Origin of the sequence: Clostridium sp. AT4, from assembly GCF_001517625.2 — a bacterium.
Taxonomy (GTDB): domain Bacteria; phylum Bacillota; class Clostridia; order Lachnospirales; family Lachnospiraceae; genus Enterocloster.
The window spans coordinates 232200-257698 of the sequence record NZ_LN999826.1 but is presented as its reverse complement, the minus strand read 5'-3'; the positions used below and the strand labels follow the sequence as shown (position 1 = coordinate 257698).

Annotated in this window: 24 protein-coding genes; 2 read left to right on the top strand and 22 right to left on the bottom strand. The window is 48.8% G+C overall.

The window, feature by feature from the left end; translation table 11 throughout:
* Positions 1 to 253: 253 nt before the first annotated feature.
* From guaA to BN3656_RS03015, 20 genes are all read right to left on the bottom strand, one after another.
* Complete coding sequence (gene guaA / locus BN3656_RS03110) at positions 254 to 1549, bottom strand: glutamine-hydrolyzing GMP synthase (RefSeq protein WP_066543971.1); 1296 nt, start codon at positions 1547 to 1549, stop codon at positions 254 to 256.
* 132 nt (positions 1550 to 1681) lie between these two features.
* A complete protein-coding gene (locus tag BN3656_RS03105) occupies positions 1682 to 3205 on the bottom strand; it encodes a HAMP domain-containing sensor histidine kinase (RefSeq protein ID WP_066543970.1) in 1524 nt (507 codons plus the stop codon).
* Positions 3202 to 3882: a response regulator transcription factor gene (locus BN3656_RS03100; protein WP_066543969.1), complete on the bottom strand. Its 681-nt coding sequence runs from the start codon at positions 3880 to 3882 to the stop codon at positions 3202 to 3204. Before BN3656_RS03100 ends, BN3656_RS03105 begins: the two co-directional genes overlap by 4 nt.
* A gap of 204 nt (positions 3883 to 4086) precedes the next feature.
* Positions 4087 to 4407, bottom strand: coding sequence for a DUF1292 domain-containing protein (locus tag BN3656_RS03095; protein WP_066543967.1), 321 nt, complete (start codon positions 4405 to 4407; stop codon positions 4087 to 4089).
* Positions 4408 to 4523: 116 nt separating this feature from the next.
* Positions 4524 to 5084: a cob(I)yrinic acid a,c-diamide adenosyltransferase gene (locus BN3656_RS03090; RefSeq protein WP_066544044.1), complete on the bottom strand. Its 561-nt coding sequence runs from the start codon at positions 5082 to 5084 to the stop codon at positions 4524 to 4526.
* Positions 5054 to 6970 carry an ATP-dependent helicase gene (locus tag BN3656_RS03085; RefSeq protein WP_081422821.1) on the bottom strand — a complete coding sequence of 639 codons (1917 nt, stop codon included), beginning with the start codon at positions 6968 to 6970 and terminating at the stop codon, positions 5054 to 5056. The genes BN3656_RS03090 and BN3656_RS03085 overlap by 31 nt, the downstream gene beginning before the upstream one ends.
* A 1-nt stretch (position 6971) precedes the next feature.
* Positions 6972 to 8420 (bottom strand): glutamate--tRNA ligase, encoded by a 1449-nt coding sequence (gltX, locus tag BN3656_RS03080; RefSeq protein ID WP_066543965.1) that lies wholly within the window; start codon positions 8418 to 8420, stop codon positions 6972 to 6974.
* A 91-nt stretch (positions 8421 to 8511) separates the two neighbouring features.
* Positions 8512 to 10605 (bottom strand): polyribonucleotide nucleotidyltransferase, encoded by a 2094-nt coding sequence (locus tag BN3656_RS03075; protein WP_066543963.1) that lies wholly within the window; start codon positions 10603 to 10605, stop codon positions 8512 to 8514.
* A gap of 193 nt (positions 10606 to 10798) precedes the next feature.
* Positions 10799 to 11065 (bottom strand): 30S ribosomal protein S15, encoded by a 267-nt coding sequence (gene rpsO, locus BN3656_RS03070; RefSeq protein ID WP_066543962.1) that lies wholly within the window; start codon positions 11063 to 11065, stop codon positions 10799 to 10801.
* 140 nt (positions 11066 to 11205) lie between these two features.
* Complete coding sequence (locus BN3656_RS03065) at positions 11206 to 12147, bottom strand: bifunctional riboflavin kinase/FAD synthetase (RefSeq protein WP_066543959.1); 942 nt, start codon at positions 12145 to 12147, stop codon at positions 11206 to 11208.
* Positions 12144 to 13100, bottom strand: a complete 957-nt coding sequence (truB, locus tag BN3656_RS03060; RefSeq protein WP_066543957.1) for a tRNA pseudouridine(55) synthase TruB — start codon at positions 13098 to 13100, stop codon at positions 12144 to 12146. The genes BN3656_RS03065 and truB overlap by 4 nt, the downstream gene beginning before the upstream one ends.
* Positions 13101 to 14069 carry a bifunctional oligoribonuclease/PAP phosphatase NrnA gene (locus BN3656_RS03055; protein ID WP_066543955.1) on the bottom strand — a complete coding sequence of 323 codons (969 nt, stop codon included), beginning with the start codon at positions 14067 to 14069 and terminating at the stop codon, positions 13101 to 13103.
* Positions 14070 to 14450, bottom strand: coding sequence for a 30S ribosome-binding factor RbfA (rbfA, locus tag BN3656_RS03050; RefSeq protein ID WP_066543953.1), 381 nt, complete (start codon positions 14448 to 14450; stop codon positions 14070 to 14072).
* A 39-nt stretch (positions 14451 to 14489) separates the two neighbouring features.
* A complete protein-coding gene (infB, locus tag BN3656_RS03045) occupies positions 14490 to 17357 on the bottom strand; it encodes a translation initiation factor IF-2 (RefSeq protein ID WP_081422820.1) in 2868 nt (955 codons plus the stop codon).
* Positions 17344 to 17679 (bottom strand): ribosomal L7Ae/L30e/S12e/Gadd45 family protein, encoded by a 336-nt coding sequence (locus tag BN3656_RS03040; protein WP_066543951.1) that lies wholly within the window; start codon positions 17677 to 17679, stop codon positions 17344 to 17346. Before BN3656_RS03040 ends, infB begins: the two co-directional genes overlap by 14 nt.
* Positions 17666 to 17941: a YlxR family protein gene (locus BN3656_RS03035; RefSeq protein WP_066543949.1), complete on the bottom strand. Its 276-nt coding sequence runs from the start codon at positions 17939 to 17941 to the stop codon at positions 17666 to 17668. Before BN3656_RS03035 ends, BN3656_RS03040 begins: the two co-directional genes overlap by 14 nt.
* Positions 17942 to 17958: 17 nt before the next feature.
* The gene (nusA, locus tag BN3656_RS03030; protein WP_066543947.1) at positions 17959 to 19143 is read right to left on the bottom strand and encodes a transcription termination factor NusA; all 1185 of its coding nucleotides are present in this window, start codon (positions 19141 to 19143) and stop codon (positions 17959 to 17961) included.
* Positions 19144 to 19164: 21 nt separating this feature from the next.
* Positions 19165 to 19632, bottom strand: coding sequence for a ribosome maturation factor RimP (gene rimP, locus BN3656_RS03025; RefSeq protein WP_066543945.1), 468 nt, complete (start codon positions 19630 to 19632; stop codon positions 19165 to 19167).
* Positions 19633 to 19795: 163 nt separating this feature from the next.
* Positions 19796 to 20935, bottom strand: coding sequence for an N-acetylglucosamine-6-phosphate deacetylase (nagA, locus tag BN3656_RS03020; RefSeq protein WP_066543944.1), 1140 nt, complete (start codon positions 20933 to 20935; stop codon positions 19796 to 19798).
* 160 nt (positions 20936 to 21095) lie between these two features.
* On the bottom strand, positions 21096 to 22229 hold the full coding sequence (locus BN3656_RS03015) for an SLC13 family permease (RefSeq protein WP_242962924.1): 1134 nt from the start codon (positions 22227 to 22229) through the stop codon (positions 21096 to 21098).
* Positions 22230 to 22301: 72 nt separating this feature from the next.
* Here BN3656_RS03015 and BN3656_RS03010 point away from each other — a divergent pair, with 72 nt between their 5' ends.
* Positions 22302 to 22577 (top strand): type II toxin-antitoxin system HicB family antitoxin, encoded by a 276-nt coding sequence (locus BN3656_RS03010; RefSeq protein WP_066543943.1) that lies wholly within the window; start codon positions 22302 to 22304, stop codon positions 22575 to 22577.
* A gap of 78 nt (positions 22578 to 22655) precedes the next feature.
* Here the strand turns inward: BN3656_RS03010 and BN3656_RS03005 are convergent, their stop codons facing one another.
* Complete coding sequence (locus BN3656_RS03005) at positions 22656 to 23933, bottom strand: L-serine ammonia-lyase, iron-sulfur-dependent, subunit alpha (protein WP_066543941.1); 1278 nt, start codon at positions 23931 to 23933, stop codon at positions 22656 to 22658.
* A 181-nt stretch (positions 23934 to 24114) separates the two neighbouring features.
* On the opposite strand from BN3656_RS03005, the gene BN3656_RS03000 reads away from it, so the two are divergent.
* Positions 24115 to 25008, top strand: coding sequence for a LysR family transcriptional regulator (locus BN3656_RS03000; RefSeq protein ID WP_066543939.1), 894 nt, complete (start codon positions 24115 to 24117; stop codon positions 25006 to 25008).
* Here BN3656_RS03000 and leuD read toward each other — a convergent pair.
* Positions 24995 to 25480 (bottom strand): 3-isopropylmalate dehydratase small subunit, encoded by a 486-nt coding sequence (gene leuD, locus BN3656_RS02995; protein ID WP_066543937.1) that lies wholly within the window; start codon positions 25478 to 25480, stop codon positions 24995 to 24997. The genes BN3656_RS03000 and leuD overlap by 14 nt on opposite strands.
* Positions 25481 to 25499 lie beyond the last annotated feature (19 nt).

The window sequence follows — 25499 nt, the reverse complement described above, 5'->3', positions numbered from 1 at the left end:
TTACTTATTCTACCTAATTCAACACAAATAACGACAAAAAGCCCTTAGCCATGAGTTTCATACCCACAGCTAAGGGCTTAGTTTATAATATGGATTTATTTGTTACACAACCGCCTGTTAATCATTCTCTAACCATAAAACCACCGGATTACAAGAATAATGGCTCTTATGCAACTGTTATCAATTTGTTATCAAAAGACTTCTTGAAGTGCCGCAAGCCCGCATAAATACTGGATTTCTTCGATACCCCAACTTATTCCCACTCAATCGTAGCCGTAGGCTTCGGGCTCAAATCATAGCAGACACGGTTTACATTTTTCACTTCTTTCAAAATGCGGTCTGTAATCTTTAAGAGCACCGGCCACTCCAGCTGCTCGATGGTGGCGCTCATGGCGTCTATGGTGTTGACAGCACGGATGATCACAGGATACTCGAAGCTTCTTGCATTGTCGCGGACTCCGACAGACTTGAAATCCGGCACTACGGTAAAGTACTGCCATACCTTCTTGTCCAGTCCGGCATTGTGGAATTCTTCACGTAAAATAGCGTCGGATTCTCGGACAGCCTCCAGACGTTCTCTTGTAATTGCTCCCAGACAGCGTACACCCAGACCAGGACCCGGGAATGGCTGACGGAACACCATCTCATCAGGAAGTCCCAGCTCCAGACCACACTGACGAACCTCGTCCTTAAAAAGCTGGCGCAGAGGCTCAACCAGCTTAAACTGCAGATCCTCCGGGAGTCCTCCTACGTTGTGGTGGGACTTTACAACCTTGGCAGTCTTGGTTCCGCTCTCTACGATATCCGGGTAAATGGTTCCCTGACCCAGAAATTCGATTCCCTCCAACTTTCTTGCTTCTTCCTCAAAAATACGGATAAACTCGGCGCCGATGATCTTTCTCTTCTGTTCCGGATCGGCTACGCCCTCCAGCTTTGTGAGATAACGCTCTGTCGCATCTACATAGATCAGGTTTGCATCCATCTGATTTTTAAATACCTCGATCACACTCTCTGACTCGCCTTTTCTCATCAGGCCGTGATTTACATGCACGCAGACAAGCTGCTTGCCGATAGCTCTGATCAAAAGAGCTGCCACAACAGAACTGTCAACACCGCCTGAAAGAGCTAAAAGAACCTTCTTGTCACCTACCTGACGGCGGATCAATTCAATCTGATCCTCTACGAAGTTCTTCATATTCCAATTTGCCTCTGCATGACAGGTATCAAACACAAAGGCCCTCAGGTGAGGAAGAGCTTCTTCCCAGGTGCCATAAGCTTCCTGACACTTTGCAGGCTCATGGTCAATGGACATAATCGGATAACCGGCGCTGTAGATTTCCTCATTTACATCAATGCGTACGCCGTCTACGATATGGTTTGGTCCTCCGTAGATCACAACACCCTTTACATTTGGAAGTGCCTTTAACTCTTCTGCCGTAATGTCATGGGGATAAATCTCGCTGTATACACCCATGGCACGAATTTCTCTGGCAAGCACAGTATTCTCTGTACTTCCCAGATCCAAAATGACAATCATGTCCTGTTTCATAAATCTTCCTCCTGTGTCATCACATGATTTAAAATTTCTATAACTACAGCATACAGGATTCCATGCTGTTATACAAGTAAAACTTTGACGAAATACGCAAATAATGCTTCTCTGTTTTTCACACGATGCCTGCTACAGGCTGCAGTCTAAGGTAAACCAGAACTCTACGCCTTCCTCTGCATTTCTGACCCCGCAGGCCTTATGGTGGGAATCCATAATGGCTTTCACAATGGAAAGGCCAATGCCGCTCCCTCCATATTCTCTGGTATGGGCTTTATCAACCTTATAAAATTTCGTCCAGAGCTTATCCAGATCCTCCTCTGGAATGTGGTTTCCTGTATTAAAGACAAAGACAGTCACTTCATTTTCATGCTTTTCCAAACGGATTTTTATCTTTCGTTTTCCATTCAAATGATTCATGGCATTATTCAGATAATTGGTTATGACTTCTTCAATCTTAAATTCATCCGCCCATACCATCACCGGCCCTGAAGGCTCAAACTCCACCTCTGCCTCTTTTTGCTGAAGCAGAATGGATGCGGAGGAAAGCACTCCATGAATCAGCCCTGTAAGGTCAAACTGCTCGATGACGGGCTTGTCATTTCCAAACTCCAGGGCGGTCAGGGTAAGAAGCTGCTTTACCATCTTGTTCATTTTCCCGGCCTCATCCATGATCACCTCGCAGTAATAATCACGACTCTCCGGGTCCTCTGCCATGCCTTCTGTAAGGCCCTCCGCATATCCCTGAATCAATGCAATAGGCGTCTTAAGCTCATGGGATACATTGGCAATAAAATCCCTGCGTGCCTCGTCAATCCGTATCTTTTCCTCAATGTCCTGCTGAAGCTCATTATTGGCTGTTTTTAAAGCCCCTATGGTTTCCTTCAGCTTTTCCGAAAGGGTATTCATACTCCGGCCCAGCACACCGATCTCATCCTGAGAATCCGCCGTATATCTGGCATCAAAATCCAGCTCGGACATCCGTTCAGATAAGGCTGCAAGGGACAAAATAGGCGAAGTAATCCTTTTTCCCGCAAAATACATAAATACGGCTCCCAGCACAAGGGCTGCGCTTCCCACATAGATCATAAAACGATTCGACAGGGCCACACTCTCATGGATACTGGCAATAGGCATGGACATAATAAAAATGGTTCTGTTGTCATCAAAAAAGCCCCAGTTCTGCAGATAATATCCATTGTTATGTTTATCATATCTTTTTTCTATTTTATAATTTTCCTCAGAAATAATGGCTTCTGTATCCGGCATTGATCTGCCTAAAATATACTGACGGACCAGATCGGATAAAAGCCTGTTATCCCAGAATGTGGGAAAGGTACGGTCATTTAAGCTGTCAATCAGCACCACCGTTGTATTGTACTGTTCATTCATAACACGCAGCATCCGGCTTACCTCGGTCTGTTCTCCGTCCTTGGAATAGAAACTTGGCAGGTCATCAATAATATTTCTCCCTTCCAGCGCCTGCTCTACCGCACAGTCATTGAGCTGTTCATAGGCATCCTGAAGGATTTTCACCTTATCATTGATATAGTACTGCTCCAGAAAAAAGCTGTTGATCACCCAGATTGCAAGCAGGACGGCTGCCAGCATCCCGATAAACAGCGTCGTAAAACGAAAACGGATGGAACGCTTCATTGTCCGCTCACCTCAAATTTATATCCCATTCCCCAGATGGTCTTGATATAATCGCCTTTATCGCCCATCTTGCTGCGAAGCTTTTTCACATGGGTATCAATGGTTCTGGCATCACCAAAATAGTCATAATTCCACACATTATTTAAAATCTTCTCTCTGGAAAGAGCAATTCCCTGATTTTCTACAAAATAGGAAAGAAGCTCAAATTCCTTAAAGCTTAACTCCACCTCTTTGCCGTCTATCGTTACTTGATGGGCCGCCTTATCAATCAGAATACCTCCAACGCTTAAAGCATCTCCTCCGGAGGCATTGGATCTGCGCAGAATCGCCTCCACGCGGGCCACCAGGATTTTAGGACTGAATGGCTTTGAAATATATTCGTCCACGCCCAGAGAAAAGCCCTGAAGCTCGTCCCGTTCCTCGCTTCTGGCTGTGAGCATGATAACCGGAACCTGGGAATATTTGCGTATGGTCTTTAATACCTCCCAGCCGTCCATTTTCGGCATCATTACATCTAAAAGCACCAAAGCAATATCCTTCTGGGCAAAAAATTTATCAACGGCTTCTTCCCCGTCTCCTGCTTCTTCCACATAAAACCCCTTGTTCGCAAGAAAGTCTTTTACAAGCTTGCGCATTCTGGCCTCGTCATCTACTACCAGTATTTTTAATCCGTTCATGGCCGGCTCCTCCTGTTTCCATATCTGATGATGATACCATTTTAGCAGAAAAAACAGGGCATTTCTACGTTTTCACATAAGTTTCACAGGTTCAGACAGCCATTTTCCTCATCACCATAACAAAAAAGACTGTCCGGCCGTTTTGTTCAGCCAGGACAGTCTTTTAAATCCGTTGCTATGAAACTTTAACTTCAGGAAAGGAGCCTATTCTACCTCGTCCTCTCCTACCAGCTCATCGTACTCCTGATCGTCTAACATCTCGTCAAAAGCATCTGCTACGATCTCGTACTCATCATCGTCCTCGATGTTGTCCAGAACGGGAGTTCCGTCCTCTGTCTCGCTGTAGCGGTACAGGTATACTTCGCCTTCCTCAGAGTCCTCTCCCTCCATAGGAAGAAGAGCAATATAATCCCTCTCGCCTGCTGTAAAAATTGTAAGAACGACACATTCCACTTCGGTGTCATCATCCAGAGTAAGGGTAACTGTCATTTCCTCTTCTTCATTTAAATTCTTCTCGTCTGCCATATTGGTTTTCCTTTCTCAGATATGATCTGTTTACCACTTACAATGTATCAGAGTCTGGAAAAAATTGCAAGAGGTTCTTAACCGGAGAGCGCGCATTTTACAGCGCTCTACGGTTCCTAATATTCTATCCCCTCCCGCGCCCCGATTCCTCTTTCATAGGGGTGGCGACGCAGGGCCATTTCTGTTACATAGTCGGCTGCATTTAAAAGTGCTTCTGAGGGGCCGCGTCCTGTGAGGATGACCTCCAAAGAGGCTGGACGGGTTCTTAAAAGCTCCAAGAGGCGTTCTTCGCAGATAAAGCCCTGGCGGCAGGCGCCGATGGCTTCGTCCATTACCAGAAGGTCAAAGGCAGGTGTTCCGTTTTCATCCGTTTCCAGGGCCATTTTCCAGGCATTTTCCATCTGTTCGGAATAATAGACAGCCGCTTTCTCTTTCTGCTCCGGCGTCATGTTCCATGAAAAGCCGAAGGAGCGCACACAGGGAAGCACATGGATTTCGGGAATGTTCTGAAGGGCATTTACCTCCCCGGAATCATTTGTCTTTAACAGGCGCAGCACCAGTACGCGAAAGCCTCTGCCCGCAGCCCGGATGGCGGCTCCTATGGCGGCTGTGGTCTTTCCTTTTCCATCGCCGCAGTAAATATGGATCAAACCGGTTCTCTCATTTTTATTTTCCATTCAAATCCTCGTTTCTGGTTTCTTTCCTTCTCCGCTTCCCGTCTCGTCTCAGAATGTGTATCCAGAAGCCCTGTTTCCTCCACAAACCGCGATACAGTCTGCTTTTTATGAAACCTCTCGTTTACATAAAAGATATGAAGCCGGTCCTTTGCACGGGTCATAGCTACATAGAACATTCTCCGTTCTTCTTCCAGATCCGCATCCAGCACTGCCTTGTGATGGGGCGTAACGCCTTCATTTGCGTCCAGAATATACACAACCTTAAATTCCAGTCCCTTAGAGCTGTGCATAGTCATTAGGCTGACTCCCTCGCCCCTGGCTTCTCGGTCTGCTGCCTGACGGAGCAGTTCTTCTTTATATTCTTCCATGTGAGCAGACCAGGCGTCCCATGTCTTAAAGCCTCCGGCGCTTTCCTGAAGGGCGTCCAGCACTTCAAAGAATTCCTCTGGTTTTAACCGCCGCTCCTGAGCGTATTCACGGATATAATCATCGTATCCAATGGCCTTGCGTATATAGTTTACCGCACCGGCCGGCGCCATATCCGCAAGCATGGAAAGATCGTATTCCAGCTGTTCAATCCGGTCCAGCATCCAGTTTTTATCCTGATAAAAAGATTTTACCTGCTCCCAGCTGATCCTGCTGCCTTCCAGCGCATCCCTGCTGATATACCGGGCCGGGCGGTTGATAAAGGTCATCACGTTGGCACGGCTCAAATCGCCCCTGGCTGCTTTTATGTAGGAAAACAGGTTCTTTGCAATCCAGTGTTCGTAGAGATTGGGGACTGTATCCCGCATATGAAAAGGGATATTGTACTCCATGAGCTTTTCGATCAGAAGTCTTGGCCCCAGGTTGGTGCGGTACAAAACGGCAATCTCTTCGTATGGAATCCCCATTTGGGCATAGTCCCGCAGCTGGGACACGATTGCCAGCGTTTCATTTACCGGATCCGGCCACAGACAGATGTCCACCGGCCGCCCTGTTCCTCTGAGCGCGCAGATTTCCTTTGGAAAACGGGTCTTATTATTGCTGATAACCTTTCCGGCGCTTTCCGTAATCGTGCTGACTGAGCGGTAATTGATATCTAAAAGGATCCGCTCCGCTTCGGGATAATCCTTCTCAAAGCCCAGCATCAGCTCCGGCCTTGCACCCCTGAAGCGGTAGATCGACTGATCGTCATCTCCTACAATAAAGAGGTTATTCTGAGGAAGAGCCAGCATTTTTACGATTTCGTACTGAACGCGGTTGATGTCCTGAAACTCATCAATGAGAATATACTGATACTTCTTCTGCCAGGCAGTAAGGATATCCGGCCGGGCCTTAAAAAGCTCATAGCACATGGACAGCATATCGTCAAAATCCAGGAGCTTTTCCCGCCGCATCTGATCCTCATAGCCCTCATACAGTGCCTTAAAAACCTCTTCGGAACAGCTTTTGGGATAATAATGCGCAAGAGGCATCATTTCCCCCTTTACCATACTGATCTCGCTTAAAACGGATGCCGTAAATTCTGCCGGATCCTCCAGATCCAGCTGCATACGCTCTGCCTGCTCTCTAATAAAACGGATCCTCTGCTCTTCCCTTACGATATTTGAAGCCTGATACCCGTAAGCCAGCTTTAAAATCAGGAAAAACACGGAATGAAAGGTGCCAAAGGCCACTCTGGAACCCTGGCCCGTCATTTTCTCATACCGTTCCTTCATTTCTCTGGCGGCTGCCCTGGTAAAGGTAATCACCAGAATGCTCCCAGCCTGGACGCCGTATTTTTCCGTTAAATAACGGACCCGGTTGGTGATGACCGTAGTCTTCCCCGAACCGGGTCCTGCAAGTACAAGAGCCGGTCCGTCTTTGTGGCGGATGGCCCTTTTCTGTGCTTCGCTGAATGACATTTTATGCCTCCAGCAGTTCAATGCCCCTGCGGATGCGGGCTAATGACTCCTCTTTGCCAAGAACCTCCATAATCTCGGTGGCTCCTGCAGGCGTCATCTGCTTTCCGGATACAGCAGTGCGGATAGGCCACATAACAAAACCTGTCTTTACGCCTGCATCGCTGACATATTTGGACAAAAGCTCGTAAAGCCCGTCATTGGAGTAATCCTCCTGTGCCTCTAAAAGGGGAAGAACATCCTTTAATACCTGAAGGGATGTTTCGCTGTTTGTCTTCATCTTCTTATGAGTATACATAGCTGTGTCATACTCAGGAAGAGTTTCAAAGAAATCAATATGGCCTTCGATATCGGGGAATACCTCGATTCTTGTCTTTACCATGGCAGCGATCTTTTTCAGATCCAGATCCTTTTTGATCACTCTGCGGATATAGGGCTCTGCCATCTCATAGAAACGGTCAAAGTCCATGGACTTAATGTATTCGCCGTTCATCCAGCGCAGCTTTGTCATATCAAATACAGCCGGTGACTTGCTCATACGGCGGTAATCGAACTCCCGGATCATATCCTCCAGGGAGAAAATCTCCTGATTTCCCTCAGGGGACCAGCCAAGCAGAGCTACATAGTTTACCACAGCCTCTGATACAAAGCCCTGATCGATGAGATCCTCAAAGGAGGAATGGCCGCTGCGCTTGCTGAGTTTATGATGGTTCTCATCCGTGATCAACGGACAGTGAACGTATACCGGAACCTCCCAGCCAAAAGCGTCATAGAGACGGTTGTACTTTGGTGAGGAGGAAAGGTACTCATTTCCGCGGACTACATGGGTAATTCCCATCAGATGATCGTCTACTACATTGGCAAAATTGTAGGTGGGATAGCCGTCGGACTTGATCAAAACCATATCATCCAGCTCTGAGTTATCTACAGTAATATCTCCGTAAATCTCATCATGGAAGGTGGTTGTTCCTGTGGTAGGATTGTTCTGGCGGATTACAAATGGCTTTCCGGCTGCCAGATTGGCCTCGATCTCCTCTTTGGACAGGTGAAGGCAATGCTTGTCATAAGACATGATCTCCTCGCCGTTTACATTCGTTCTCAGAGATTCCAGACGCTCCGGAGTACAGAAGCAGTAATAAGCCTCTCCCTTTTCAACCAGCTTCTTTGCATACTCCATATAGATGCCGGAGGCCTGGCGCTCACTCTGTACATAAGGGCCGCAGCCGCCGTCCTTGTCGGGACCTTCATCGTGGATCAGGCCGGTTTCTGCCATGGTGCGGTAGATAATGTCTACAGCTCCTTCTACATAGCGTTCCTGGTCTGTATCTTCAATTCTTAAAAGAAAATCTCCGCCCTCATGCTTTGCGATCAGATAGGCGTAAAGCGCTGTTCTCAAATTTCCTACATGCATACGGCCTGTAGGGCTGGGTGCATACCTTGTTCTTACTTTCATGGTCTGTTCCTCCCGTTCTTTTATTAGCAATCATTCATTTTTCTGCAAAAGGCAATGCCTCCGGGAAGCACTGCCTTTTTACGGTCCATCTTTATTCTGCCAGATCGCTTGGTCTCATGGTCAGGTTAATACGGCCCATTTTATCTACTTCTGTTACCTTTACAGTAACCTCGTCTCCGATATTTACCACATCTTCAACCTTGCCCACTCTCTTATCGGACAGCTTGGAAATGTGCACCATACCGTCCTTATTGGGAGCCAGCTGTACAAAGGCGCCGAAGTTCATGATGCGTACAACCTTGCCTGTAAATACCATACCGGCCTCAATGTCCGTTACAATGCTGGTGATGATAGCAATGGCACGGTCGATCATAGCCTCATCCGTACCGCATACATTTACAGAACCCTCATCGGAAATGTCAATCTTAACGCCGGTTTCCTCGATGATCTTGTTGATTACCTTGCCCTGCTTTCCTACCACATCACCGATCTTCTGAGGATCAATGGTGATCTGCTTGATCTTTGGAGCATATGGGCTTAAATGCTTTCTCGGCTCAGAAATCACAGGCTTCATCACTTCCTCCAGAATGTACATTCTGGCCTGTCTTGTTCTGGCAATGGCCTCCTCGATAATGGGGCGTGTAAGGCCGTGGATCTTAATATCCATCTGGATGGCTGTGATACCGTTCTTTGTACCGCCTACCTTAAAGTCCATATCGCCAAAGAAGTCCTCCAGACCCTGGATATCGGTGAGAACGATATAATCATCATCGGTCTCGCCTGTTACCAGACCGCAGGAAATACCCGCTACCATCTCCTTAATCGGTACGCCTGCTGCCATTAAGGACAGAGTAGACGCACAGATACTTGCCTGAGAGGTGGAACCGTTGGACTCCATGGTCTCAGATACGGTACGGATCGCATATGGGAACTCTTCCTCGCTTGGAAGCACAGGAACCAGTGCCTTCTCAGCCAGAGCGCCGTGTCCGATTTCCCTTCTGCCCGGTCCTCTGCTTGGCTTTGTCTCACCTACAGAAAAGGAGGGGAAGTTATAATGATGCATATAACGCTTGCTTGTCTCATTTACATCCATGCCGTCAATCTTCTGAGCCTCAGATAAAGGCGCCAGGGTGCAGGCATTTAAGATCTGAGTCTGACCGCGGGTGAACATACCGGAACCATGTACTCTGGGCAGAAGATCGATCTCAGCTGCCAGAGGACGGATCTGATCGATGGCACGGCCGTCGGGACGCTTGTGATCCTTTAAGATCATCTTGCGGACGGTCTTTTTCTCATACTGGTAAATGGCGTCTCCTACTAAAGGCAGCCACTCTTCATTTTCTGCAAATGCCTCTTCCAGACGGGCTGTGATGGCATCCATGTTCTTGTCACGGGTCTGCTTGTCATCCGTAAATACAGCCTCTTCCATCTCCTGAGGCGGAACCAGCTCGCGGATGGCAGCAAAAAGCTCCTCCGGTACGGCACAGCTCTCGTATGTGTGCTTTTCCTTTCCGCACTCTGCCACAATGGTATCAATAAAGCGGATAATCTCCTGATTTACCTCATGGGCCTTGAAAATAGCGTCGATCACTGTCTGCTCGGGAACCTCATTGGCGCCGGCCTCGATCATGATCACCTTTTCTCTGGTAGATGCTACGGTCAGAGCCAGGTCGGATACGCGCTTCTGGTCAGCAGTTGGGTTAATGATAAATTCGCCGTCGATCAAGCCTACCTGAGTCGTTGCGCAGGGGCCGTCAAAGGGAATATCGGAAATGCTGGTTGCAATGGCAGAACCCAGCATGGCAGTCAGCTCAGGGCTGCACTCCGGATCTACAGACATAACTACGTTGTCCAGAGTTACGTCATTGCGGTAGTCCTTCGGAAACAGAGGACGCATGGGGCGGTCGATCACACGGGAGGTCAGAATGGCATTTTCAGAAGCCTTTCCCTCTCTCTTATTAAATCCACCCGGAATTTTGCCTACTGCGTAAAGCTTCTCCTCATATTCTACGCTTAAAGGGAAGAAATCAATGCCCTCTCTGGGCTTTGAGGATGCCGTTGCGGTAGAAAGAACAACGGTATCGCCGTAATGCATAAATGCAGCGCCGTTTGCCTGAGCTGCTACTCTGCCGATCTCTACGGTCAGCTTACGGCCGGCCAGGTCCATACTGAAACTTTTAAACATGGTTTGTCTCCTTTTCTTTTTTAATGCCAACGCCAGGTCTTATCACAGGTGCAGAAAGACGCCGAAACTACTGATCTGGGCCAAAGAATCCTTTGGAACACATCAGCAATCCCGGAGTGAACCTTCTGCGTCCAATCCTGTTTTCTGGTGTAAAACAGGGTGGAACTTGCGCTCCACCCTGATGTTTCATGAATTACTTTCTGATGCCCAGCTTCTCGATCAGTGCACGATAGCCTTCCAGATCTGTCTTCTTTAAGTAGTCCAGAAGACCTCTTCTCTGACCAACCATCATCAGCAGACCGCGTCTGGAATGATGATCCTTTGGATTCTGCTGCAGATGTGCTGTCAGCTCTGTGATTCTCTCTGTGAGGATAGCGATCTGAACCTCTGGTGAACCTGTGTCTCCAGCCTTACGGCCGTACTCTGCGATAATCTGTGCCTTCTTTTCCTTAGAAATCATGGTAATTTCCTCCTGTTAAAATAATTTTACTGAATCTAACCGTAAACCAGGCTGCCGGCTGGAGTCACCGGACAACGGGGCATCGGCGTCTGTTCATACCGATTTAGTATAGCATAGGGTGCGGGGATTGTAAACTCTTTTTATTTGAATTTTTTCTCAAAAAATCCCGCCGCAGCCTCCTTATCCCGGCTGATCTGCCCCTTTAGTTCTTCCAGAGAATCAAATTTTCGTTCTCCTCTGATAAAATCCAAAAGCTGCACTTCTATGGTGCTTCCGTAAATATCCCGGTCCAGACCCATGATATATGTCTCGGCTCCGGGGGGATTGTCGCCCTCTACCGTGGGCTTTTTCCCAATATTTGTAACTCCCTGATAATAGACACCATCAACCAGAACTCTCGAAACGTAAACGCCGTACCTGGGAAGGCGCTTAATGGCGGGAGGGATCAGATTGGCGGTTGGAAATCCCAGGACCGCGCCTCCGATATGATTCCCGTGAACCACCTTCCCATGGATGGCATAGGGTTCTCCCAAAAGCTCATTGGCCTTGGCTACGTTTCCGCAGGCCAGCTCCTCCCGGATGTAGGTGCTGCTTATATCCCTGTGCCGGTCTTCATCCTGCTCTTTTTCAATGACATAAAGACTGTAGCCGCAGGAGGCTGCCAGCTTTCTTAAAAGCTCTGCATTCCCTGCTCCCTGATAGCCGAAGCTGCAGTCCGGACCTACTACAATGGCAGCCGCCTTCATCCGGCCGGACAGGATCTGAACAACAAAATCCTCCGGGGCCATTCGCCGCACCTGATCGTCAAATGGATATTCCACCAGATAGTCAATATCCATCTTTTCCATGTTCCGGCGGCGTTCCAGGCTGGTAGTGATCACCGTTTCCGGCTCTCCCTTCATCACCGCTGCAGGTGCAATGGAAAAAGTGAAAATGGCTGTAGCCCAGCCTGTTTTGCCTTTTAAATCCTTCATGGCACGCAGAAGCTTCTGATGGCCCCGGTGCCTGCCGTCAAATTTCCCCAGTGTTACGATGGTAGGTTCTGTGATCTGAAATTCTGTGGTATCTGCGATATATTTCATGGTCTGGCTGCCCCCTTAAAGGTATCCGGATCCAGGTCAAACATTTTCCAGGGCTTCCACCAATGTTTTTCTTCCTGATACTGATAAACTCCCTTGAATCTGCCTTCGCTGTTGTAAAACCGGAACCGATCCCCATCTTCCCATATTTCCGGCGCGCCGTCTCTTAAAAGATCCAGCTGCTGCCTAAAGCAGGGATTTCCGTTTTTGAGATTTTTATCTCCTTCCGGCAGAGTGTAGACCGCCGGATAAGCCTCCAGCGCCTCCTCCACCGTGTAAATTTTCTCCTCAAGGCCATCCATGTCTCTCAGCTGTTCGATCTCATCCAGCTTCAGACTGTCCTCCACTAAAAAACGATCCACTCTTGTCCTGAGAAGATGCTCCATACATCCCCCTGTGCCCAGTTCTCTTCCGATATCGTCGCACAAGGTCCGTATGTAGGTGCCTTTGGAGCAGGTAACCCGGATGGATACTCTGGGAAGCTCCATATTTAAGATGGAAATCTCCAGAATCTGTACTCTTCTGGCCTTCCGCTCCACTTCCTTTCCTGCACGGGCCAGGTCGCAGAGCTTTTTCCCGTCCACCTTTAAGGCGGAATACATGGGGGGGATCTGGTCATAATCTCCCTTAAATCCCAGAATCACTTTCTCTGCCGTCTCCGGATCCAGAGCCAGGGCTTTTTCCCGGTTCTCTGTAAGGATCGTTCCTGTAGTATCCTGCGTATCTGTGGAGCAGCCTAAAAGAAGCACTGCCTCGTAGGTCTTTGTCCGGTCTGCCAGCATATCGCACAGTCTTGTGCCCATTCCTAAACATACCGGAAGCACACCTTCTGCCGCCGGATCCAGCGTTCCGGTGTGGCCGATTTTTTTCTGCTTTAAAATCCCTCTGAGCCGGGCCACCACATCGTGGGATGTGTAGCCCGGCTCCTTATATACATTGATAATCCCGTGGTACATTTATTCCTCCTGAGGGCCGGCTGCATCTAACTGCTTGGCGATGTGGAGCGACAGATTATTGACTACGTCATGGATTCTTCCAGACATGGTACAGCCCGCTGCACGCACATGGCCGCCGCCGCCGAAGTAGGATGCGATCCTGCTTACATCTACCGCATTCTGGGAACGGAGGCTTACCTTAAATTCCTGAGGGCCGGTCTGGTACATGAAAATGGCTACCTCCACGCCTTCGGTAAGACGCAGCTGGTCAATAATGCCGTCCATATCCTTTCCATTTACCCCATAAAACTCCATTTCCGACTGACGCAGAGCACTGAAAATGCATTTTCCGTCCAAAAAGGTAATGCTTTCCAGAAGAGCACGGCCCAGAATCTGGTTCTGGACATAGGTCTTTTTATAAAAGCTGTTATCGATAATAGAGCCGAAGTCAATCCCTTTTGCCATCAGCTTTCCCGCGATTTCCATGGTACGGGCGCTGGTACAGGAGTATTTAAATACTCCTGTATCATGGATCAGGCCTGTATACAGGCACTCGGCCGCAGCTTTATCAATCTTTTCCTCATCCAGCTGTTCAAACAGGACCTCGCAGGTAGAGCTTGCATTTTCAGATACCAGATTTACCTCGCAGAAGCGGGTATTGGTAATATGGTGATCCAGACACAGACTCTTTGACGCATTGGCAAGAAAAACGCCAAAGGATCCCAGCCGTTCTTCATCTCCACAGTCCAGACAGATGCAAAGCTCATAGCGTTCCTCATCTGTTTCATGGAGGATCGCATCATAGCCTGCGAGATATCCAAACTTCGGTGAGCTTTCTTCCAGATATACCGCTGCCCGGATGGCCGGATAATTGGTCTGAATGTAGTGATAAAGTCCCAGAGTCGAACCCAGACAGTCGCCGTCCGGCCTTACATGGCCTAAAATAACGACCGATCCGGTTTGCTCCAGCATCTGTTCCAGAACCGTCATTTACAGTCCCTCCTCATCCTCGTCATGGAGATCCTTTGTCACTTCATCAATCAGTTTTGACATATTTACGCCATATTCAATGGACTGGTCCAGAATAAATTTGATTTCCGGCGTATTGCGCAGGTTCACTCTTCTTGCAAGCTCTCTGCGCACATAGGAAGAGGCGCTGCGAAGGCCCTCAACGGTCGCCTTCGCTGCTTCCTCGTCGCCCAGAACACTGATATATGCCTTGCAGTATTTTAAATCAGGGGTCACTTCCACGGCAACCACACTGGTCATGGGATGGATGCGCGGATCCTTAATTCCAGAGCGGATGATCTCGCTTAATTCCCTCTGAACCTCCATATTAATCCTTGTGTTCTTGATGCTGTTTTTACGCATTTATATTTCCTTTCCGGTATGCATTACCCGAAACGGCTCTTACCTTGGCACCTCTACCATGGTGTAAGCCTCGATTACGTCATCTTCCTTAAGGTCGTTGAATTTCTCAAATACAAGACCGCACTCATAGCCTGCCGCTACTTCCTTAACGTCATCCTTGAAACGCTTTAAGGATGCTAACGGTCCTTCGTAAATCTGCTCTCCCTCGCGGGTAATACGGCAGCTGCAGCCTCTCTGGAACTTTCCGTCCAGCACATAGGAGCCCGCGATGGTTCCCACGCCGGAAGCCTTGAACAGCTGGCGGATGACCGCATGGCCGATGACCTTTTCTTCAAATACAGGGTCTAACATACCCTTCATAGCTGCCTCTACGTCCTCAATGGCCTGGTAGATAACCCTGTAGAGACGAAGATCTACCTTTTCACGCTCTGCAATGGATTTAGCTGTGGCATCAGGCCGCACATTGAAGCCAATGATGATCGCATTGGAAGCAGATGCCAGAGTTACGTCGGACTCGTTGATCGCACCTACGCCGCCATGGATTACCTTTACCACTACCTCTTCGTTTGAGAGTCTTGTAAGGCTCTGCTTTACAGCTTCTACGGAACCCTGTACGTCTGCCTTGATGATCAGAGGCAGTTCCTTTACGTTTCCTGCCTTGATCTGGCTGAACAGATCGTCCAGAGACAGCTTCGCCTTCGTATCCTCGATGAGCTTGTTCTTGCCCTCGGAAATGAAGGTCTCTGCAAAGCTTCTTGCCTCTTTTTCATTTTCAGTTGCAACAAATACTTCTCCGGCCTGAGGAACGTCATTTAAACCGAGGATCTCAACCGGTGTGGAAGGCCCTGCTTCCTTTACACGGCGTCCTCTGTCGTCCATCATGGCACGGATCTTTCCGTAACAGGAACCGGCGGCAATGGTCTCGCCTACACGAAGGGTTCCCTTCTGTACCAGCACCGTAGCAACAGGACCCTTGCCCTTATCCAGCTCCGCCTCGATCACAAGGCCTCTTCCCTTACGGTTTGGATTTGCCTTTAACTCCAGAACGTCTGCTGTCAGAAGCACCATTTCCAGAAGATCCGTTACGCCCTCTCTGGTATGCGCGGAAACCGGCACGAAAATCGTGCTGCCGCCCCAGTCCTCAGGGATCAGCTCATATTCAGACAGCTCCTGCTTTACTTTATCAATATTGGCGCTTGGCTTATCGATCTTGTTGATGGCAACAATGATCTCAACTCCTGCCGCCTTTGCATGGTTAATGGCCTCTACGGTCTGTGGCATCACGCCGTCGTCTGCCGCTACAACCAGGATAGCGATATCCGTAGACTGAGCGCCTCTCATACGCATGGCGGTAAACGCCTCATGTCCCGGTGTATCAAGGAAGGTGATCTTTCTGTCATTGATCTCGATCACGGAAGCACCGATATGCTGGGTGATGCCGCCTGCCTCTCTTGCAGTTACATTTGTCTTGCGGATTGCATCCAGAAGAGAGGTTTTACCATGGTCAACATGGCCCATAACGCAGACTACCGGAGGTCTGGGAACCATATCTTCCGCCTTCTCCTCGTCTTCCTTTAAGAGTTCTGCGATCACATCTACCTTTTCTTCCTGCTCACAGAGTACATCAAACTCCATTGCAATCTCTTCAGCCTGCTCATAGTCAATTTCCTGGTTTAAGGTAACCATCTGGCCCTTTAAGAACAGCTTCTTTACGATAACAGACGGCTGAAGCTTCATCTTATCTGCCAGCTCCTTGATAGTTAAGCGCTCAGGCAGAGTGATCGTCTTAATATCCTCCACCTTGGCCTCTTCCTTCTTAGGCTGCGGCATAATGAAAGCTCCCTTTCCTGTCTTTGGTGCCTTCTTGCCGTCCTCTTCCCGGTCTCTCTTGTCGAAACGGTCATTCTTATGAGCGTTCTTATTGGTCTGACGGGTACTGCTTGGCTTTGTCTGGATCGGGCTGTCAAAGGAAGAAGAACGTCCTGCGTCTCTTCCGTTTCCTCTGCGGCTGTCACGGTTTCCCGTACTTCTGGAATCTCTGTCCTTATCCTGACCAAAACCGCCGCTTCTTCCGTCACGGTTTCCAAAACCGCCCTGACGGCCGTCTCTGTTTCCTCCGAAACCGCCGTTTCTTCCGTCACGGTTTCCTTCTCTGTTTCCGAAACCGCCGCTTCTTCCATCGCGGTTCCCTTCTCTGTTTCCGAAGCTGCCGCTTCTTCCATCACGGTTTCCTTCTCTGTTTCCGAAGCTGCCGTTTCTTCCGTCACGGTTTCCTTCTCTGTTTCCGAAGCTGCCGCTTCTTCCGTCACGGTTTCCTTCTCTGTTTCCGAAGCCGCCGCTTCTTCCATCGCGGTTCCCTTCTCTGTTTCCGAAGCCGCTGCTTCTTCCATCACGGCTTCCTTCTCTGTTTCCTCCAAAACCGCCCTGACGGCCGTCTCTTGTATCGCGGACTCTTCCTTCGCCTCTGCCGGCTCCAGTGCGTCCGTCACGGTTCTGGCTGCGCATCTCGCCTCTTGTATCACGGCTGCGGTTCTCTCTTGTCCCGGTTCTCTCCTCAGGCTGAGCCTCTGGTCTCGCTGCTGCAGGAGCCTTTGCTTCGGAAGCTGCTGAGACAGGAGCTTCCTTTTTCGGAGCCTGCTTTGGAACAGGACGCTTTATCTGCTGCTGTGCGTTCTGTGGACGGAATACAGCGGTCAGCTTCTTCTTTGCAGGTTCTGCCTTTGCACCGTTTTCAGAAGCCTTTGGAGCTTCCTTTTTCTGGCTCACTGCCGCCCGCACCATGGCTTCCTGGTCGCCGGATAAGCTGGATGCAGCAAACAGAGCGGCAGACTGATCCTTCTGCTTTACTATATCTAATACCTCTTTACTGGTTTTGCCCAGTTCATTTGCCAGTTCACTTACTTTCATTCAAACTACCTCCATTTACATTCATCAGTGCTGCCATTGACTTTGCGAACCCTGCATCCTCCACAGAGAGAGAAGCGCGAAACTCCTGCCCCATGGCATGACCGAGTTCATCCTTTGTACCAAACAGATAGATCGGGACTTTATAGTGAGCACACATATTTGTGAACATTTTCTTTGTGTTGTCCGAAGCTTCCTCTGATACGATCACCATGCGGGATCTGCCGCTTTTAACGGACTTTTCCGTTGAAAACTCTCCGCTGACCACCTTTCTGGCCCTGGTTGCAAGGCCGATCAGGCTCAGCAGCTTTTTACTGTTTACCAAGTTCTTCCATCTCCTTTTCCAGAGCTTCATATACCTCTTTGGGGATCGCCATTTTAAAGGAGCGTTCCAGCCCGCGGCTCTTTACGGCCTTCTTCAGACATTCCATGGATGGACACAGGTAAGCGCCCCGGCCGTTTTTGCGGCCTGTAGCATCCAACAGGATCTGGTCCTCAGCGGTTTTTATCACTCTTATCATTTCTTTCTTGCTCTTCATCTCACCGCAGCCGATACACTGCCTCAGAGGGATCTTCTTTCCACTCACTCTCTATCACTCCAATCCTACTGTTCGCTGCTCTCTTCCTGGTAGTCATCCTGAGCGGCGTCTTCCCCGGAAGCTTCGTACTCCTCTTCGTTTCCGCAGCCTTCTTCCTCATAAACAGGAGCCGGACCGTCGCCGTACTGTAAGCCCATCTGCTCGAAGAGTCCCATTTCCTTTGCCTGAGTCTCGCTCTTGATATCAATCTTAAAGCCTGTCAGTCTGGCTGCCAGTCTGGCGTTCTGTCCCTCTTTACCGATCGCTAAGGACAGCTGATAGTCAGGCACGATCACCTGAGCCTCTCTTGCCTCTTCATCTGCCACTACGCAGATAACCTTTGCAGGGCTTAAGGCATTTTCGATCAGATAGGCCGGATTTTCGTCCCAGTTGATAATGTCGATCTTTTCGCCCCTCAGCTCATTTACAATGGCATTGACTCTGGCTCCGTTTACACCTACGCATGCGCCTACAGGATCGACCCCGGCCTCGTTGGACTTAACGGCGATTTTTGTACGGGAGCCTGCCTCGCGGGCGATTGCCTTGATCTCTACAGTACCGTCATGAACCTCGGATACTTCCTCCTCAAACAGACGCTTTACCAGATCCGGATGGGTTCTGGATACAGAGATCCTGGGGCCCTTGGTGGTGTCCTTCACCTCAAGGATATATACCTTGATACGCTCTGTGGGACGGAAGGTTTCTCCCTTTACCTGCTCGCTCTCATTTAAAATCGCATCTACTTTGCCCAGATTGATGCTGATGTTTCTGCCCAGGTAACGCTGTACAATACCCGTAGCAACATCCTTTTCCATGCTGTAATAGTCATTGTAAAGAGCCTTGCGCTCCTCCTCGCGGATCTTCTGTAAGATTACATTCTTTGCATTCTGTGTGGCAATACGGCCAAACTTCTTGGAATCAAGCGGTACCTGTACCGTATCCCCGATCACATACTTGGGGCTGATCATACGGGCATCTGCCAGACTGATCTCCATAATGGAATCCTCTACCTCTTCCACAACTTCCTTCTCCGCATATACGGCAAAGTCTCCTGTGGTCCGGTTCATCGCCACTCTTACGTTGTCAGCTTTTCCGAAATGATTCTTACAGGCGGTAATAAGGGAATTCTCGATCGCCTCGATCATGGTATCCTTAGAGATATTTTTCTCTTTCTCCAATATCTCCATCGCCTCTAACAGTTCCTTGTTCATGATTATCCTCCTATCTATGCCTTAGAAATCAAACGCCAGCCGGATCAGCGCGATCCCCGCCTTTTCAAATGTCTGGGTACTTCCGTCCTCCATGGACAGAGTCACCGTCTTATCATCATATGCGCTTAAAATACCGGTAAATTCCTTCTGCCGGTCGATGGCCTTGTAAAGACGAACCTCTACTTCCTTGCCCATACTGCGCACATAGTCCTTTTCCTTTTTTAAAGGACGTCCCAGTCCGGGAGAACTTACTTCCAGAATGTAGCTTTCGGAAATAAAATCCTCTTTGTCCAGCCAGTCCCCCAGCTGTCTGCTGATGACCTCACAGTCATCTACGGCAATGCCGCCTTCCTTGTCAATGTACGCCCGCAGATACCAGGTTCCCGCTTCCTTTACATATTCCACGTCTACCAGCTCAAAATGATTCTCTTCCATCAGCGGAAGGAGGAATGCTTCCACTCTGCTCTCATAGCTTTCCTTCTTTGCCATCATTCCACCACCTTTCTTTTCCCTTACAATACGAAAGAGTGGACCGTCGCCCACTCTTATTATCAGTAAAACTATCTGTTATCATTTACACTATACCATCAGACCAGAGGAAATGCAAGCCTTTTTTTGCGAAAACAGCCGTAACTTCCGGTATTTTCTCAGCCTACAGCATCTTCTTTCCCCGGCACCAGGTCTGGATCACATTGTAATCCCCATCAAGTACCGCCAGGTCTGCATCACAGCCTGCTGCGATCCGTCCCTTGGTGCGGTCAGCGCCCAGACAGCGGGCCGGATTTAAGGTGCAGGAATTGATGGCTGCATCCACCGGAACCATGGCATCTTCGATCAGGATCTTAAGCCCCTTATTCATGCTCAGGGTGCTTCCCGCAATAGTAGAAGTACCCTTCAACCGGGCCAGTCCGTCCTCACCGATTTCAATGTCATGGCCTCCTAACTGGTAATTGCCTCCCGGAGGACAATGCTTGGCCCGGAGAGAGTCGCTGACCATAATGGCATAATCGCGCCCTTTAGCCGTAAAGAAATTGTTTAACGCAGCCAGATGGGAATGACAGCCGTCACAGATCACCTCGCCGTAAATATCACGAACCCGAAGCGCCGTTCCCACCAGTCCCGGATTACGGTGATGGTAGGGCGTCATACCGTTGTATACATGAGTCATGGAGGTGGCTCCGTTGGCAATTCCCAAAAGGGCCTTCTCATAGGAAGCAGAGGAATGGCCCATACTTACTGCCACGCCGTTTGAAGCACAGTACCGGGTCAGTCTGTGATCCGGATCATGCTCCGGCGCAAGGGTAATATAGCGTATCAGGCCCTTAGCCGCCTCCTGATACATCTGAAACTGCTCTACAGAAGGCACGGCAATGGCTTCCGGAGGCTGGGCGCCCTTGTAATCCATGTCCAGATAGGGGCCTTCAAAATGGATCCCCAAAATCTGCGCACCCTCGTATCCCTCTTCCACTACCTTTGCCACACTGGCTACCGCAGCCGTAAGAACATCTGGCATCTGGGTCACTGTCGTTGGGAGAATCGAGGTTACGCCCTCCTCCGGGATCCTCCTCATCCACTCTCTAAGCCCCTCCGGTCTGGCGTCGTTTGTATCATATCCGTAAGCACCGTGGGTGTGAATATCAATAAAGCCAGGAAGCACGCGGTTATCCCCGTAATCCTCATCCGCCTCTTTCGCCCCGTAAGGAAGAACCTGGCGGATCACTCCTTCCTCAATCAAAAGCTGTGCTGCCATAAACTGACCTGCAATCCACATCTTTTTTCCCTGAATACGCATCGTTATCTCCTTTCCGATTGTCTGCCTCAAAATAAGGCGTAAATCTTTCCTGTTATATCAACCGTTAAATGATACCATCAGTATACCACATGAGAATTATTTTTCAAGTTTGTGATATAAGCGAAATATTTTTCTTTTGCCGTTTTTATCCATAATGCAGTCACAAAACGGAAGCCATGATCCACAAAGCAGCCAGAAAGATCACATTCCAGAATGTAAACGTCCTCAGATACGCCGTTTTCTTTTCCGGATATCGGGCAGCAATCTGCTTATAGGAGATCAGACTTGCCATAGAAGCGATCAGCGTTCCCAAGCCGCCCAGATTCGTCCCCACAATTAAAAGCTCCCATTGCTGCGTAAAATTGGACAAAAGCAGAGCTGCCGGCACATTGCTGATTACCTGGCTCATTATGACAGAGGCTGCCAGCTCATGACCTGAGATCACTCTTACCGCCAGTTCGCGAAAAGGGCCAAACCGGTTTATATTTCCAATAAACACAAAGAAGCATAAAAAGGTCAGCAAAAGGGAATAGTCCACCTTTGCAAACAACCGTTTATCGCCTGCCGCCACAGCTGCCAGTATAAGGATCAGAAGTATCTCTGCCGGAAGTGTTCCGTTTACCGTCTGAAGGCAGAGCAGGAATAAAAACACATAAAAAGCCGTCCGCACCAGATCCGGCCTTTCCGTCTTTTCTTCCATCTGAAGCTTAATTTTCCCTTTCTTTGAATAAAATACCACACTGAGAGCCAAAAGAAGAGCCGCAGCCGCCGTAAGCGGAAGCATCAGGAAAAGAAATTCCAGCAGCTTCATGCCGGATAAGCCATACAGGTAAAGATTCTGCGGATTTCCCATAGGGGTAAACATACTGCCCAGATTGGCTCCGATTGTCATCAGCGTAACCGTACAGCAGATTTTTTCTCTCATGGCCGCCATTTCAAGGATCATGATCCCAAAGGGAACAAAGGTGATCAGCGCCACATCATTGGTAATAAGCATACTGCCAAAAAAACACAAAAACACCAGAAGAAGCATGATCCCTCCCTGAGACCGGATCCGTTCCAAAAGCCGCTCTCCCAGATACCGGAACACGCCCAGGCTTCCAAGACCCGCTACCACTGCCATCAGGCAGAACAGAATGATCATCGTTCCCATATTAGAAGTAAAATACCCCAGATACTCCCTGTCCGGCTTTACCAGAAAACAGGATAAGAGGGCAAGGAAAAAGGAAACGGTCAGGATCGTTTCCCTTTTGATAAATGATATTACACGCAGCTTCATAATTTTATTTTTCATTCCTTTCTGTTCTGTACAAATAACCAGAACCGCGCTATAATACGTTTTATCACAAACCGGAGGTATTTTTCAATGACATTTACATATCCTGCTGTTTTTACCCCTCACAAAGAGGATAAAGGCTTTCACGCATATTTCCCAGATCTGGAATGCTGCGAAGCCGACGGACCCGATCTGGAGGACGCAGTAGAAAATGCAAGAGATGCGGCCAGAGACTGGATCACCGTAGAGCTGGAGGACACCTGCGACATCCCGCCCTGCAGCCATGCAGATGATATTGAATTAAAAGAAGGAGAATTTGTCAAATTTATCATGGTAACGATCAAGCTTCTGCCGGATAATGACTGATTGTTTCCGCAAAAAAGCTCTGCCTTACGCTGTGATCTGCTTTCACAGCGTATGCAGAGCCTTTTTTATTTCCTGATTTTATTCTCCGATCATGATCCGGATGATTTCTTCATTCGTAGCCTTCATTCCTTCTTTTCCCAGGCGGCCCACATTTTTAAGCGTTTCCTCTACTCCCTTTGTGACAATGCCGTCACCGCCGTAAAACTGCTGGCCGCGGATATACATCTGATATCCCAAAATGCCTGCATCTACCGCAGAAGCAATCTTTGCCGCGCAGGAAGCCTTCGCTCCGTCGCAGACAATTCCGGACACAATGGCAAGGGCATTTACCACCGTATGTACGATTTCTTTGTAATCTCCGCCATGGAGATAAGCGATTCCTGCCCCTGCTCCCGCTCCCGCACTGACAGCACCGCAGTAGGCAGAAAGCCTTCCGATGGCTGTTTTCTGGTGGATGGCCGTCAGGTTGGAAAGGGTCAGCGCCCGCAGCAGGGTTTCATGGCTTACCTTCATATCTTTCGCATATACAATTACGGGAACGGATGCCGTAATCCCCTGATTGCCGCTGCCGGAATTGATGATCACAGGCAGCTCACAGCCATTCATTCTGGCGTCAGACCCCGCCGCCGCCATAGCCTTTGCCCGGACACGGACGCTTTCTCCTTCCATATCCAAAAGAACGCTTCCGATATTGGCTCCGTAATTTCCCCGGATCCCCTCTTCTGCGATGGCCCAGTTATAATCAATCTGGCGCTCCAGCACCTCTCTTACATCCTCGATGTCCACAGTCCGGGCAAAATCCAGAATGTCCTTCATATTCAAAAGGCTCCGGTCCGTAAGCCCCTCCTCAGATTCTCCGGCTACCGGCTTCTTTTCCAGAATCTCTCCGTTTTTCTCTACCAGAACAATATTGGTATGGTAATTGGCGATCCGCACTCTGGCATAGGAAACGCCCTTATAAAGGGTAATCACAATATCAAAGGTGATCCCATTGTCAATATGCTCTACTGTAATGGGAACCTGCTCCATAAATTCCTTCATCTGCGCAGTCTGCTCGCTGCTTACACTGGCAATTACCTCTAACTCCTTATCTGCATCTCCTGCCACAATCCCTGCCGCCGCAGCTGCCGGAATGCCCTTTAAATGGTCTGTATTCGGCACAATTACAGATTTCACATTTTTAATAATGCTGCCGCTGGCTCCTACAACCACCCGGTCCGGCATTTCCCCCAGCACCACTCTGGCCCTGGCAGCTCCATAAGCAAGGGCAATCGGCTCCGTGCATCCCATTGCCGGAACCAATTCCTCCTTTAATGTCTGAACATACGCTGCATATTTTGCATCCCTCTTCTCCATGTGCCCCTTCCTCCTGAAGTTAAACCGTTCTGAGTTTCCACATTTTACAGCCATACTGCCAAATGGGAAATCTAACCTCTTGCATTCTCTTTAATTTTACTGTATCATATCCATATATTTTTGTAAATTTTAACATTTTAAATATATGATTAAAATATTTTTAATTAAAGAAGGAATCGGTATGGAATTTCGGGAAATCGTCACATTTTTACAGGCAGCCAAACTTCAGAGTTTTTCAAAAGCCGCCAGGCAGCTGGGATACTCTCAGGCAGCTGTCACCATTCAGATCAAGCAGCTGGAACAGGAGCTGGGAGTCCATCTCTTTGACCGCATTGGAAAGCAGACCACCCTGACCCATCAGGGACAGGTTTTCTATGAATACGCCTCTGCCATCATGCGGGATCTGGCTCAGGCCAAAGACGCTATGGCAAATCCCACGGAGCTCACCGGGCAGCTGTGCCTTGGAACCATTGAATCCATCTGCAGCTCCATTTTCCCGGATCTTCTGACCGAATACCACAGACTGCACCCGAAGGTAAACGTAAATATTATCACAGACTCCCCGGACCGCCTGTTAGAGCAGATGAATGCCAATGTAATTGACATTGTCTATTTTCTGGATAAACGGATCTACGATCCCAAATGGGAAAAGGTCATGGAGCAGCCGGAGCAGATCCTTTTTGCCGCCTCTGCAGACCACCCCTTAAGTGCAAAAAAAGGAGAGCTTTCCTTAGATGAAATTCTCTCCTACCCCTTTGTCCTTACAGAAAAAAATGCCAGCTACCGGTTCATACTGGACCAGTATCTGGCATCTGAATACAAACGGCTGCATCCCTTTCTGGAAACAGGAAACACAGACTTTATCCTTAAATTTTTACAGCAGAATCAGGGAATCTCCTTTCTCCCGGAATTTACCATCCGGCAGGCGGTAAAGGAAGGCCGCCTCTGTATCCTTACTGCCAGGGACTTTCACATCCAGATCTGGCGCCAGATCGTCTATCACCGGGATAAATGGGTCACCCGGGAAATGGCGGAATTTTTAAGGCTTGCAAAAGAAATGGCTACTTTGCGTTAATATACGCAACCAGTCCGCCTGCCTGTATGATATCCTGCATAAAGGGCGGGAAAGACTGGCCTTTATAGACCTCGCCTCTGGTGATATTGGTGATCACGCCACTGTCAAAATCCACCTCTACCTTATCTCCTGCACTGATGGCCTTTGCCGCCTGAGGACACTCGATAATGGGCAGGCCGATATTGATGGAATTGCGGTAAAAAATCCTGGCAAAGGTCTCTGCGATCACACAGCTGACCCCGGCACATTTGATGGCCAGGGGTGCGTGCTCCCTGGATGATCCGCAGCCAAAGTTCTTCTCTGCCACAATAATATCCCCCGGCTGCACCTTATTTACAAATTCACGGTCAATATCCTCCATACAGTGCTTCGCCAGCTCCTCGCCCTTTGTGGCATTTAAGTAACGAGCCGGAATAATTACATCCGTATCTACATTATCGCCGTATTTAAAAACATGTCCGCATACTTTCATGGTAATCTCCCTTCTTTTT

What these genes read in the sequence shown, in the direction of transcription:
- guaA (WP_066543971.1), bottom strand. Translation starts at nt 1,549, where the DNA reads ATGAAACAGGACATGATTGTCATTTTGGATCTGGGAAGTACAGAGAAT.
- BN3656_RS03105 (WP_066543970.1), bottom strand. Translation starts at nt 3,205, where the DNA reads ATGAAGCGTTCCATCCGTTTTCGTTTTACGACGCTGTTTATCGGGATG.
- BN3656_RS03100 (WP_066543969.1), bottom strand. Translation starts at nt 3,882, where the DNA reads ATGAACGGATTAAAAATACTGGTAGTAGATGACGAGGCCAGAATGCGC.
- BN3656_RS03095 (WP_066543967.1), bottom strand. Translation starts at nt 4,407, where the DNA reads ATGGCAGACGAGAAGAATTTAAATGAAGAAGAGGAAATGACAGTTACC.
- BN3656_RS03090 (WP_066544044.1), bottom strand. Translation starts at nt 5,084, where the DNA reads ATGGAAAATAAAAATGAGAGAACCGGTTTGATCCATATTTACTGCGGC.
- BN3656_RS03085 (WP_081422821.1), bottom strand. Translation starts at nt 6,970, where the DNA reads ATGTCATTCAGCGAAGCACAGAAAAGGGCCATCCGCCACAAAGACGGA.
- gltX (WP_066543965.1), bottom strand. Translation starts at nt 8,420, where the DNA reads ATGAAAGTAAGAACAAGGTATGCACCCAGCCCTACAGGCCGTATGCAT.
- BN3656_RS03075 (WP_066543963.1), bottom strand. Translation starts at nt 10,605, where the DNA reads ATGTTTAAAAGTTTCAGTATGGACCTGGCCGGCCGTAAGCTGACCGTA.
- rpsO (WP_066543962.1), bottom strand. Translation starts at nt 11,065, where the DNA reads ATGATTTCTAAGGAAAAGAAGGCACAGATTATCGCAGAGTACGGCCGT.
- BN3656_RS03065 (WP_066543959.1), bottom strand. Translation starts at nt 12,147, where the DNA reads ATGAAATATATCGCAGATACCACAGAATTTCAGATCACAGAACCTACC.
- truB (WP_066543957.1), bottom strand. Translation starts at nt 13,100, where the DNA reads ATGTACCACGGGATTATCAATGTATATAAGGAGCCGGGCTACACATCC.
- BN3656_RS03055 (WP_066543955.1), bottom strand. Translation starts at nt 14,069, where the DNA reads ATGACGGTTCTGGAACAGATGCTGGAGCAAACCGGATCGGTCGTTATT.
- rbfA (WP_066543953.1), bottom strand. Translation starts at nt 14,450, where the DNA reads ATGCGTAAAAACAGCATCAAGAACACAAGGATTAATATGGAGGTTCAG.
- infB (WP_081422820.1), bottom strand. Translation starts at nt 17,357, where the DNA reads ATGAAAGTAAGTGAACTGGCAAATGAACTGGGCAAAACCAGTAAAGAG.
- nusA (WP_066543947.1), bottom strand. Translation starts at nt 19,143, where the DNA reads ATGAACAAGGAACTGTTAGAGGCGATGGAGATATTGGAGAAAGAGAAA.
- rimP (WP_066543945.1), bottom strand. Translation starts at nt 19,632, where the DNA reads ATGGCAAAGAAGGAAAGCTATGAGAGCAGAGTGGAAGCATTCCTCCTT.
- nagA (WP_066543944.1), bottom strand. Translation starts at nt 20,935, where the DNA reads ATGCGTATTCAGGGAAAAAAGATGTGGATTGCAGGTCAGTTTATGGCA.
- BN3656_RS03015 (WP_242962924.1), bottom strand. Translation starts at nt 22,229, where the DNA reads ATGAAAAATAAAATTATGAAGCTGCGTGTAATATCATTTATCAAAAGG.
- BN3656_RS03010 (WP_066543943.1), top strand. Translation starts at nt 22,302, where the DNA reads ATGACATTTACATATCCTGCTGTTTTTACCCCTCACAAAGAGGATAAA.
- BN3656_RS03005 (WP_066543941.1), bottom strand. Translation starts at nt 23,933, where the DNA reads ATGGAGAAGAGGGATGCAAAATATGCAGCGTATGTTCAGACATTAAAG.
- BN3656_RS03000 (WP_066543939.1), top strand. Translation starts at nt 24,115, where the DNA reads ATGGAATTTCGGGAAATCGTCACATTTTTACAGGCAGCCAAACTTCAG.
- leuD (WP_066543937.1), bottom strand. Translation starts at nt 25,480, where the DNA reads ATGAAAGTATGCGGACATGTTTTTAAATACGGCGATAATGTAGATACG.